The organism is Pseudomonas sp. SDO5522_S412 (genome assembly GCF_054071215.1).
The window spans coordinates 1-11,347 of the sequence record NZ_JBSVWQ010000181.1 but is presented as its reverse complement, the minus strand read 5'-3'; the positions used below and the strand labels follow the sequence as shown (position 1 = coordinate 11,347).

Annotated in this window: 10 protein-coding genes; 4 read left to right on the top strand and 6 right to left on the bottom strand. The window is 61.3% G+C overall.

The genetic code is table 11. The features are described 5' to 3' along the window. Positions 1–73: 73 nt before the first annotated feature. The 3 genes from ACW9I6_RS25360 to ACW9I6_RS25350 all read right to left on the bottom strand — a co-directional run bounded on the left by ACW9I6_RS25360 (position 74) and on the right by ACW9I6_RS25350 (position 3,336). Positions 74–838 carry a transporter substrate-binding domain-containing protein gene (locus ACW9I6_RS25360; protein WP_003212408.1) on the bottom strand — a complete coding sequence of 255 codons (765 nt, stop codon included), beginning with the start codon at positions 836–838 and terminating at the stop codon, positions 74–76. 354 nt (positions 839–1,192) lie between these two features. Beyond that, the gene (locus ACW9I6_RS25355) at positions 1,193–1,702 is read right to left on the bottom strand and encodes a prolyl-tRNA synthetase associated domain-containing protein (protein WP_087694654.1); all 510 of its coding nucleotides are present in this window, start codon (positions 1,700–1,702) and stop codon (positions 1,193–1,195) included. A 92-nt stretch (positions 1,703–1,794) separates the two neighbouring features. Continuing rightward, positions 1,795–3,336, bottom strand: a complete 1,542-nt coding sequence (locus ACW9I6_RS25350) for an HAL/PAL/TAL family ammonia-lyase (protein WP_023658981.1) — start codon at positions 3,334–3,336, stop codon at positions 1,795–1,797. A gap of 136 nt (positions 3,337–3,472) precedes the next feature. On the opposite strand from ACW9I6_RS25350, the gene ACW9I6_RS25345 reads away from it, so the two are divergent. The 3 genes from ACW9I6_RS25345 to ACW9I6_RS25335 all read left to right on the top strand — a co-directional run bounded on the left by ACW9I6_RS25345 (position 3,473) and on the right by ACW9I6_RS25335 (position 7,525). After that, positions 3,473–4,411 carry a LysR substrate-binding domain-containing protein gene (locus ACW9I6_RS25345; RefSeq protein WP_003212414.1) on the top strand — a complete coding sequence of 313 codons (939 nt, stop codon included), beginning with the start codon at positions 3,473–3,475 and terminating at the stop codon, positions 4,409–4,411. 117 nt (positions 4,412–4,528) lie between these two features. After that, positions 4,529–6,568 carry an NADPH-dependent 2,4-dienoyl-CoA reductase gene (locus ACW9I6_RS25340; RefSeq protein WP_003212416.1) on the top strand — a complete coding sequence of 680 codons (2,040 nt, stop codon included), beginning with the start codon at positions 4,529–4,531 and terminating at the stop codon, positions 6,566–6,568. A gap of 57 nt (positions 6,569–6,625) precedes the next feature. Beyond that, entirely contained in the window at positions 6,626–7,525 is a 900-nt protein-coding gene (locus ACW9I6_RS25335; RefSeq protein ID WP_457339971.1) for a 1-aminocyclopropane-1-carboxylate deaminase/D-cysteine desulfhydrase, read from the top strand. Positions 7,526–7,642: 117 nt separating this feature from the next. Here the strand turns inward: ACW9I6_RS25335 and ACW9I6_RS25330 are convergent, their stop codons facing one another. The 3 genes from ACW9I6_RS25330 to ACW9I6_RS25320 form a co-directional block, all read right to left on the bottom strand. Continuing rightward, a complete protein-coding gene (locus tag ACW9I6_RS25330) occupies positions 7,643–8,203 on the bottom strand; it encodes a cytochrome b (protein WP_102605883.1) in 561 nt (186 codons plus the stop codon). Positions 8,204–8,325: 122 nt separating this feature from the next. Continuing rightward, on the bottom strand, positions 8,326–9,153 hold the full coding sequence (phnX, locus tag ACW9I6_RS25325; protein WP_457339970.1) for a phosphonoacetaldehyde hydrolase: 828 nt from the start codon (positions 9,151–9,153) through the stop codon (positions 8,326–8,328). A 27-nt stretch (positions 9,154–9,180) separates the two neighbouring features. Beyond that, on the bottom strand, positions 9,181–10,290 hold the full coding sequence (locus ACW9I6_RS25320) for a 2-aminoethylphosphonate--pyruvate transaminase (RefSeq protein ID WP_134327002.1): 1,110 nt from the start codon (positions 10,288–10,290) through the stop codon (positions 9,181–9,183). Positions 10,291–10,402: 112 nt separating this feature from the next. Between ACW9I6_RS25320 and ACW9I6_RS25315 the strand changes: the two genes are divergently transcribed. Beyond that, positions 10,403–11,260, top strand: a complete 858-nt coding sequence (locus ACW9I6_RS25315) for a LysR substrate-binding domain-containing protein (RefSeq protein ID WP_003212427.1) — start codon at positions 10,403–10,405, stop codon at positions 11,258–11,260. Positions 11,261–11,347: the final 87 nt, after the last annotated feature.

Here is an 11,347-nt window from a genome sequence, read left to right as displayed (position 1 = left end):
CCGCTGTAAGAGCGGAACCAATATCAGCCATCACCCAAATAACGGATATGCCCCCACCCCAACCAGGAACGCCTCAGGACTTAGGCGTCAAATCCACCTTGAACCATTTTTCGCTGAGTTTCTTAACAGTCCCATCAGCAATCGCTTCTTTCAACGCCGCATCAAACTTGGCCTTCAACTCCGGATCGCTCTTGCGAAAACCCAGGCCCTCGCCATCACCCCAGATAGGGCCCTTGATCTGCGGCCCGGTATACGCCAGCCCCTTGTTCTCAGGCTTGGACATGATCGAATCAAGGAACGTAACGTCATCAAAAATCGCGTCAATACGGCCCGATTGCAGATCAAGAATCGCATCGGCCGACGTGTTGTACTCACGAATCGTCGCCACGTCCTTGAAGTTCTCATCAATGAACTTGGTGTAAATGATGCCTGAAGCGATTCCGATGGTTTTACCCTTCAGCGCCTGACGCAACGGCTCGATCGCATCGTGAATCGCCTTCGGATCAGCACTCAGCGTAATCGCATTCGCCGCCCCGGTTTTACCCGGCAGCAATGCCGCATCCTGCGCGACAAAGTTGGCCGGCGTCTGCGCGTAGGGAATCGAAAAATCCATGACCTGCTTACGGTCGTCAGTGATAACGATCGCATCCATCAACACATCAAACTTCCCTGCGTTGAGACTGGCAATCATGCCATCCCAGTTCTGCACGGTGATCTTGCACTGCAGCTTCATCTTGGCGCACAGGTAGTCCATCAGCTCAGGCTCGAAACCACTGATCTTCCCGCCGGGCAATGTCAGGTTCCAGGGCTCGTACGCGCCCTCGGTCGCGATGTTCACGGACGTCCAGTCCTTTGCCTGCAGTCCGGAAGCACTTGCCATCACTAGGGTCGCTACAGCAACAGAGCCTAACCAATTCGATTTTTTAGCGGTCATTTCTATTTCCTACCAATGTTTTGATGTGGGCTTAGGACTTTTTTCTCGAACGCATACAGGTTTGGGGACTGGCCGATTCGCTCTCCAGTCTGCACATGACTCCACATGTACATACATGTCATTGCAAAATATTTGCCAGCTTTTAAAAATAAATAACCTGTTGATTTTCAAGGAAATTAAACATGGTTAGAAAATGTGCGCGGTTTTTTCGCCCTGTTTTGGGTCGATAGGTAGCGTTTTGCACCCACCCGTGCGCTGTCAGGTGTCAGGCGTGGGGGCAGGGTTCGCGGTGAGTATTGGCGTGAATCCCAGGTGCTCAAGCAGTCGCGCCATATCGCGGACTGCGATCGACAGGGTCGCGGTATTCACCAGCGGATGGCAGAGAATCCTGTCGCCGTTCCACACCTCTTCGGCGATCACAACCTGGGTGGCGCGCTGCACGTCATTGCACAACCCCAGCAATGACACCGCTCCCGGCTCCACGCCCAGGGTTTCCATCAGGCGGCGCGGCGAGGCGAATCTCAGGCCCTTGAGGCCGAGGGTTTGCGAGAGTGCACGCAGGTCCAGGCGCTGCTCGCTCTTGAGCACCACCAGGGTGGGATTCAAGCCTTTGGCATCGCACAGGAAGATGTTCTTGACCGCCTGCCCGCTGATTCTGATGTCCAGTTTGTCGGCTTCTTCGCAGGTGCGCACGGCGCTGTGTTCCACGTATTCATAGGCAATGGAGCAGGTGTCGAGCAGGTGTAGAACGTCTTTGGGTTGAAGCATTGGCAAGGTCCCCGGGTATCGCTTTGTCTGCGCCAAAAATGGCAAAGGCCCGCCGTCCGAAAAGGAGGGCAGGCCGTTTGACGGCGTGGTTGTCAGTTCAGGTGATGGGCCACCAGGTCGTTGATTTTCCCGCTGCGCACCTGGTCAATCACACTGGCCATGTCAGCGTAAAACGCGCGGTCGTTATCCGCCACCGGCACTTCACTGCGCACCAGGTCATAGACCGCCTTGGTCGCGGTCGATGCCTTGTTCACATCGTGGAAATCCAGGGCCTGGCACGCGACCAGCACTTCGATGGCCACCACCGACTGGAGTTTTTGCGAGACTTTGTAGGCCTTGATCACCGCGTTGTAGGCCAGGCTGACCGGGTCTTCCTGGTTGCCGCAGGTCGAGACGCTGTCGATCGACGACGGCATCGACAGGGTTTTCATCTCGGCGTACAGCCCGGCGGCGGTGTACTGGACGATCATGTAGCCGCTGTTCAGGCCCGGGTTGCGCACCAGGAAGGCCGGCATTTCGCTGAAGTGCGAGTTGATCATGCGGTCGGTCCGGCGCTCGGAAATTTTCGCCAGGTTGGTCAGCGCCACACACAGTGTGTCGGCTGCAATCCCGATGTAGGTGCCGTCGAAGTTGGCGCCGGAAATCGCGATACCGTCACCGTCGTCCAGCGGGAAAATCACCGGGTTGTCGCCCGAAGAATTGATTTCGCGCTCGATGGTTTCCCGCGCGTAGTTGATGAACTGCCGGGAAGCACCATGCACTTGGGGGATGGCACGCAGGCTGTAGACGTCCTGCAGGCGGTAATCGATGTTGTCTGCGATGAGCTGGCTGTCGTGCAGGATAGCCTTGATATTGGCGGCGGTTGCGGCCTGTGCGGGGTGAGCCTTGATCGAGTGGTAGCGCGGGTCGAACGCGCGGATGGTGCCCTTGAGCGCCTCTAGCGACATGGCCGCCGCCACGTCCGCCAGGTCCGCAGCCTGCATCGCGTTGTACAGCGCCAGTGTGGCGATGGCGGTCACCGACGTGGTGCCGTTCAACATCGCCAGGCCTTCCTTGCACTGCAGGTCGGTCGGTTGCAGGCCGACCTGTTGCAGGGCGGTTGCGCCATCCACCAGTGCACCGCCCTTGACGCTGGCGCGGCCTTCGCCGAGCAGCACCAGGGCCAGGTGGCCTTCTACCGCGAGGTAACCCACCGAGCCTTCGCCCGGCGCAAAGGGCACCACGTCGTGGTTGAGCAGGCCGGCGATCAGTTCCAGCAGTTCCAGGCGCACCCCGGAGTAGCCTTTGCCCAGGCTGATCAACACCATCAACTGGATCGCCCGCACCTGTTCACGCACCAGCGGTTCGCCGACGGAAACAGCGTGGGAACGCACGATGTTGACTTGCAGTTCCTTGGCGTTTTCCGGCGAGATCACATGCCGCACGTTGTCGCCAAAACCGGTGGTCACGCCGTACACCAAACGGTTTTCATCGAGGAATCGCTCGATCAACCCACGGGACTTTTTAACCCGGTTCTTGTAACTGTCGGCAAACGAAACAGTGGCCGAATAGCGGGCGATCGCCACGAACTCTTCGATGCTGGGTTCTCTGTCGCCTAACACGACATGGGTAATTTGTTCAGGCAGGGTTTTCATCAGCGACTCCAGCAGGGCGTAACGCAATGGGGTGGGAAGTGGTTTCACTCTACGGGTTGCACTAGCTGAAGAAAATATGGGGTTTTCTGTTATTTTTAGTAGAAAATCTAAACTGCTGAAGTCGCGAGATTCCCCCATGAGCCGTTTACCGCCGTTGCGCGCGTTGCAAGTGTTTGAAGTGGTGGGCCACTGCGCCGGTATGTCCCAGGCGGCGATTCGCCTGGGGATCTCGGTGGGCGCTGTCAGCCAGCAAATGAAACTGCTCGAAGATGCCCTGGGCATGAAGCTGACGCTCAAGGACGGCCAGCGCCTGCGCTTGAACAGCGTCGGCGAACGCCTGCACGCCCGCTGCACCGCGGCGTTCGAAGAACTCAGGCTGGCGGTGGCCGAGGCCGAGCGGGCGAAGAATCCCAACAACCTGTATATCAGTTGCCTGCCTTCGCTGATGACCAAATGGCTGTCGCCGCTGATCGACGAGTGGGGGCAGGACGAAACCGACCTGGACATCTACCTCGACAGCACCCTCGATGATGCATCGGGGGAGGAAAGTGCCGACTTTCGCATCGGTTATGGCGAGCACCCCGAGCATGCCGGGCATAGCGTGCCGCTGTTCCGCGATTGTGTGGTGCCCACCTGTTCACCGCAGTTGCTGGAACGGGTTGCGTGCGCGCGGGACTTGCTCGATTACCGCCTGATCGGCATCGACTCGCGGCCCAAATTCGATTCGCCGCCTTCGTGGACCCAATGGTTCAGCGAGCTGGAAGGGCAAACCGGCCAGCCCATCGTGATCCGCCGCAATTACTCATCATCGATTACCGCGATCCAGGCGGCCATCGACCGGCAAGGCATCGTGCTGGCGCAGTTCTCAATGATCGCCGGGGACCTGCGCGCCGGTCGGCTGGTGATTCCCTGGCGGTTCGCCGTGCCGCTGGCGGCGCCGTACTACCTGAGTTGGCACCCCAATACCCTGCACAAACAGCAGTGCCGTGGGTTTCAACGCTGGATGATCGGGCAGGGGCAGAAACAGGAGAAAATTACCGCTGCCATGCTTTCTGCTGCGCACTTTGATCATTAAGTTGTCACTTACGGTCATTGAGCGCCAGCCGGCGGACTCTTAGTCTGTGGGACATAAACCGATGGAGTGCCATTCGAGCGCTCCACGTCCCGTGATGATCCGTTGTGGAGCTGTACCATGACCGCTGCTGCCTACCCGCACTTGCTGGCCCCGTTGGACCTGGGTTTTACCACCCTGCGCAACCGCACCCTGATGGGCTCGATGCACACCGGCCTTGAAGAAAAACCCGGTGGCTTCGAGCGCATGGCGGCCTATTTTGCCGAACGTGCCCGTGGCGGCGTGGGCCTGATGGTCACCGGCGGCATTGGCCCCAACGATGAAGGTGGGGTGTATGGCGGTGCGGCCAAGCTGACCACCGACGAAGAAGCGCAGAAGCACAAGATCGTCACCCGGGCGGTGCACGAGGCGGGCGGCAAGATCTGCATGCAGATCCTCCACGCCGGGCGTTATGCCTACAGCCCGAAGCAGGTGGCACCGAGCGCAATCCAGGCGCCGATCAACCCGTTCAAGCCCAAAGAGCTGGACGAAGAAGGCATCGAAAAACAGATCAATGATTTCGTCACCTGCTCGGTGCTGGCCCAGGTCGCCGAGTACGACGGCGTGGAAATCATGGGTTCGGAAGGCTACTTCATCAACCAGTTCCTCGCCGCCCACACCAACCACCGCACCGACCGTTGGGGTGGCAGCTACGAAAACCGCATGCGTCTGCCGGTGGAAATCGTGCGCCGGGTGCGCGAAGCCGTAGGCCCGAATTTCATCATCATCTTCCGCCTGTCGATGCTCGACCTGGTGGAAGGCGGCAGCACCTGGGAAGAAATCGTGCAGTTGGCCAAGGCCATCGAGCAGGCCGGTGCAACCATCATCAACACCGGCATCGGCTGGCACGAAGCGCGGATCCCGACCATCGCCACCAAGGTGCCGCGTGGCGCGTTCAGCAAGGTCACCGCGAAGTTGCGCGGTGCGGTGCAGATTCCATTGATCACCACCAACCGGATCAACACCCCGGAAATCGCCGAGCAGATTTTGGCCGAAGGCGATGCCGACATGGTCTCGATGGCTCGCCCATTCCTCGCCGACCCGGACTTCGTCAACAAGGCTGCCGAAGGCCGCGCCGATGAGATCAACACCTGCATCGGCTGCAACCAGGCCTGCCTGGACCACACCTTCGGCGGCAAGCTGACCACCTGCCTGGTCAACCCGCGTGCGTGCTACGAGACCGAGCTCAACTACCTGCCGGTCAAGCAGATCAAGAAAATCGCCGTGGTCGGTGCCGGTCCTGCGGGCCTGGCGGCCGCCACCGTCGCCGCCGAGCGTGGGCATCAGGTGACGCTGTTCGATTCGGCCAGCGAGATCGGCGGCCAGTTCAACATCGCCAAGCGTGTGCCGGGCAAGGAAGAGTTCTTCGAGACCCTGCGCTACTTCAAGCGCAAGTTGCAGACCACTCACGTCGAACTGTGCCTGAATACTCGGGTCGACGTTGAGCAGCTTGTTGCGGGCGGTTATGACGAGATCATCCTCGCGACCGGCATCGCGCCGCGTATTCCGGCGATTCCCGGCGTGGAAAACGCCAAGGTATTGAGCTACCTCGACGTGATCCTGGAGCGTAAGCCGGTGGGCCATCGCGTGGCGGTGATCGGTGCCGGCGGTATCGGTTTTGACGTCTCGGAATTCCTCGTGCACCAGGGCGTGTCCACCAGCCTGGACCGCGAGGCGTTCTGGAAAGAGTGGGGCATCGACACCCACCTGGAAGCCCGCGGCGGTGTGGCCGGGATCAAGCCCGAGCGCCATGCGCCGGCGCGTGAAGTGTTCCTGTTGCAGCGCAAGACCTCCAAGGTCGGTGACGGCCTGGGCAAGACCACCGGCTGGATCCACCGCACCGGCTTGAAGAACAAGCAGGTGCAGATGCTCAACAGCGTCGAGTACCTGAAGATCGACGATGAGGGCCTGCACATCCGCATCGGCGCCGAGGGTGAACCGAAGGTGCTGGCGGTGGACAACATCGTGATCTGCGCCGGGCAGGACCCGCTGCGGGAATTGCAGGATGGCCTGGTGGCGGCCGGGCAGAACGTGCACCTGATCGGCGGTGCGGACGTGGCGGCCGAACTGGATGCCAAGCGCGCCATCAACCAGGGTTCGCGCCTGGCGGCCGAGCTGTAAGCACGTAAAAGGGGCGGTGGTAGACTACCGCCCCTTTTCTTGTGCAGAACCGCCCTCATGGGTCCTTTCGACTGGCTCCCCCACGCGCCCCTTGAACCCCTGAAGCTGGACTGGATGGGGCCGGTGGAAGTCGCCGTGCTGCGCCTGGATCGCATCGACCCGCTGATCAGCGGCAACAAGTGGTTCAAGCTCACCGAGCACCTGGCGCAAGGCCGGGCGGCGGGCGCCAGCGGGATCATCAGCCTGGGCGGCGCTTACTCCAATCACCTGCATGCACTGGCGGCGGCCGGGAAACGCTTCGGCTTTCCTACCGTTGGCTTGCTGCGTGGCCATCCGCAAGACACACCCACGGTGCTCGACCTCAAGGCCTTCGGCATGCAACTGCATTGGCTGGGGTATGGCGGCTATCGCGCGCGCAACGAGCCGGACTTCTGGCTTCCCTGGCGCGAGCAGTATCCGCACCTGCACCCGGTACCTGAAGGCGGCGGGGGCCTGGCGGGCGCGTTGGGTTGCGGGGTTTTGGTGAATCAGGCGCGGGCACAATTAAACGGCCTGGGCTGGACGGACTATCACGGTTGGTGGCTGGCGGCAGGCACCGGTACTACATTGGCGGGATTGGTGCTGGCGGAGGCGGGCGCGCATCCGGTATACGGCGCCCTGGCGGTGCCCGACGACCACGGGGTGGCGCAACAGGTGCAGGCGCTTGTGCAGCAGGGTTATGAATTGCTGGAGGCCAGCCGGGGCGGCTTTGCCAAGGTTGATCCGGAGTTGCTGGCCTTTATCGACGCTACCGAGCAAGCCTGTGGCCTGGCGCTGGAGCCGCTGTACACCGGCAAGGCGTTATTGGCGTTGAAGCAGCAGATTGAAGCCGGGAGATTTTTCCCCGGCACCCGCCTGATCTTCGTCCACACCGGTGGCCTGCAGGGCCGCCGGGGTTTCCCTGTTGCACCCGGTTAATGTAGGAGCTGGCTTGCCTGCGATGCAGACACCGCGGTGTATCAGTGGCACCGAGGTGATGCTATCGCAGGCAAGCCAGCTCCCCCACAAGCCAGCTGCCACATTCAATCCGTGGGCTTACTGAAGGTTCCCTCTCTTGCCGGGCATCATCCTCAAAGCAGTGTTGTCTCGCAGCACATAGTGATGGGCCAATCCGGCCAACGCATGCAGCCCGATCAGCCAATAGCCGATCTTGCCGAACAGCACGTGCCAGCTTTCAATTTCCTTGGCCAACGCTTTGTTCTCGGCAATCAGCGGCGGCAACTCGATGCCGTAGAACATCACCGAATGCCCCTCGGCGCTGACGATCAGCCAGCCGGCGATGGGCATGCCGATCATCAAGGCGTACAGCGCCATGTGCATCAGGGTGGCGAGGAGGGTTTGCCATTGCGGCGGGGCCGGTACGATCTTCGGTGCAACGCCCAGGCTGCGGGCGAACAACCGTAGCCACACCAGCACAAACACCGTCAGGCCGAACATGAAGTGCATTTCCACGATCAACGTACGTGCGCCGCTGCCTTTGGGAAACTGCCCGCGTAACTCAATGCAGGCGTAGACCACCGCCAGCAGCACCACCATCAGCCAGTGCAACGCAATCGACATGGTGCTGTAACGCGTATCGGAATTTTTCCAGGGCATCGCTTTCTTCCTCACTCATCAGGGCAAACCTCCGTTCTTTGCGACGGAGTCCTTTCAATGTAAGCCTGTTTTACGAGGTTTGCCCGTGAGAGGAGGGTGTATAGGCGATCTTTTGATCTCGATCAGTTGCCCTGCGGCATTTCACCCCGTGCCAGGCGCTGGTTGATGTCGGCGATCACCGCAGGCAGGTCGGTGATGGTGTCGATCATGTAGTGTGGGCGCGAGCCTTCGAACATGGCCTGGATACGCGTGCGTTCGCTGGCGAGTGTGCCGGCGTCGAGGGCGCGGAACTGCTCGTAGGTCAGGCCCAGGGCGTTGCCCGAGCAGGTCAGCGCCACGGTCCACATCCCGGCGCGACGGCCTTCGAGGATGCCCGGCACGGTGTCGTCGATCTTCAAGCAGGCCGCTACGTCATCGATCCCGAGGGCGATCACGTTGGCCAGGGCCTGGGCCGGCCATGGTCGGCCGTTGGGTACTTCGTCGGTGGCGACCACGTGGTCGGCGATATAGCCATTGGTGGCAGCCAGTTCGACAACCTTGTCCATCACCTGCTTGGGGTAGCCGGAGCACGAACCGATCTTGATCCCTTGCTGGCGCAGGTTGGCGATAGTGTCCAGGGCACCGGGGATCAATGCCGAGTGCTCGGCGATCTTCTCGATCTGCAGCGGCATGAAGCGCTGGTAGATGGCGGTCACATCATCGTCAGTCGGTGTGCGGCCGAAGGCCTTGCGGTAACGCTCGGCCACCTGCGGCTGGTCGCACAGGGTGCGGATGTGGTCCCACTTGCCCATGCCCATCGGGCCACGGGCTTCCTCGATGGAGACCTGCACGTCGAACTCGGCGAAGGCTTCGACAAAAATCTGCGTGGGCGCGAACGAGCCGAAATCGACCACGGTGCCGGCCCAGTCGAGGATCGCGGCTTGAAGCTGGGTTGGGTTTGCGTAGTTCATGGTTCAGATCCTGTGAGTAGTGGGCAGTCAGATGTCGAGCACGTTCATTTCTTGCAGCACCTCGGCCACCGCCGCGACGGCGGCTTGCATCTCGGCCTGGTTCACATGGCCGATGCAGCCTACGCGGAAGGTTTCCACCTGGGTCAATTTGCCGGGATAAAGGATGAAGCCCTTGGCCTTGACCCGTTCGTAGAACTCCTTGAACTGGTAGCGCGGATCTTTCGGCGCGTGGAAGGTAACGATGATCGGCGCCTGGATCGCGGCGGGCAGGAAGCTGCGCAGGCCCAGTTCGGCCATGCCGTCCAGCAATGCCTGGCAGTTGTCGGCGTAGCGCTGGTGCCGGGCGGGCAGGCCGCCTTCTTCGTTGTATTGCAGCAGCGCTTCGTGCAGCGCCGCCACCACGTGGGTCGGCGGTGTGAAGCGCCATTGGCCGGTCTTGGCCATGTAGCTGTGCTGGTCGAAAAGGTCCATCGCCAGGGAGTGGCAGTTGCCTTGGGCTGCAGCCAGCGCCTGCTTTTCAGCGAACACAAAACCCATCCCCGGTACGCCTTCCAGGCACTTGCCGGAGGCGGCGATCAGCGCGTCGAACGGCACCTCGCGGGCGTCGATCGGCAGCGCGCCGAAGGAGCTCATGGCGTCGATAATCAGGCGCTTGCCGTGGCGGGCGATGACCTGGGCGATCTCGGGCAACGGGTTGAGAATCCCGGTGCTGGTTTCGCAATGGATCAATGCGACGTGGGTGATGCCCCTGTCGGCGTGCAACAGGCGGTCGACGTCGGCGGCGGTGGTGGGTTCGTCCTCGGCAGTTTCAAAGGTACTGAACTCGCGGCCGAGCACTTCGCAAATCTTCGCCAGGCGCTTGCCGTAGGCGCCGTTGATCAGCACCAGCACCTTGCCGTCCCGTGGCACGAGGGTGCCGATGGCCGCTTCCACGGCAAAGGTGCCGCTGCCTTGCAATGGCACGCAATGGTGGCTGGCGGTGCCGTTGACGATCACCAGCAGTTGCTCGCAAAGACTGGCGGTCAGTTGATTGAAGCGGTCATCCCATGAACCCCAGTCGACCATCATGGCCTGGCGGGTGCGGGCCGAGGTGGTCAAGGGCCCCGGGGTCAGCAGGATCGGCGCGGCAGTGCTCATTCGTGTGTCCTCGCAAAACATTGGGATGAAGTTACGGCGCCTAAATTGCAGTTTGGCTTGTCATCAATCAAATTGTTTGTTGTTATGCGAGCTATCAGTGAGGCCGATAGCTATGAACCTGTTTCAACTGCGTGCGTTTGATGCGGTGGCCCGCGAGGGCAGTTTTACCCGGGCGGCCGAGCGCCTGTTCATCAGCCAGCCGGCGGTGACCGGGCATATCAAGGCGCTGGAGGAGCACTACCAGATCGCGCTGCTGCGGCGTACCGCGCGGCGGGTGGAGTTGACCGAGGAGGGCACCAAACTCGCGGCGATCACCCGGGCGATCTTCGGCCTGGTGGAAGAGGCGCAGACGTTGCTGGAGGCCAACCGGCAATTACTTACCGGGCGCCTGGAAGTGGCGGCGGACGGGCCGCACATGGTCATGCCGATGCTGGCCAGCCTACGGCAGCGGTATCCGGGGATTACTGTCAATTTGCGCCTGGGCAATGCGCAGGAAACCCTCGCGGCGCTGTTGTCGGAGCGGGCTGACGTGGCGGTGTTGACCGAGGTGGAGCCGCGCAAGGGCCTGCACTTGCAGCCGTTGATCGAGTCACGGATTTGCGCGTTGGTGCCGGCCGGCCATCCGTGGCTGGCGGAGCCTGCGGGTATTCGGCTGGAGCAATTGGATCAGGTGATCATGGTGTTGCGTGAACCCAGCTCGATCACGCGGCGGACCTTTGACGATGCCTGCGCCCAGGCCGGCGTGCAGCCCCGGGTGCTGCTGGAACTGGACAGCCGTGAAGCGGTGACGGAAGCGGTGGCGGCCGAGTTGGGGGTTGGGGTGGTGTCGTCGATGGAAGTCAGCCGGGATCCGCGGGTGCATGCGATTCCGATCCAGGGCGAGGGGCTGGTGAACCGGCATGTGATCGGGTGCATGGAGCGGCGCCGGGAGTTGCGGTTGATTCAGGCGTTTTTCGAGTTGGCGCCTTAGAGGGTGTTGGCTTGAGATCTAGTTGGCCCCTTCGCGAGCAAGCCCGCTCCCACATTCGACCGCGTTCCATCGGTAGAACTCGGTCAA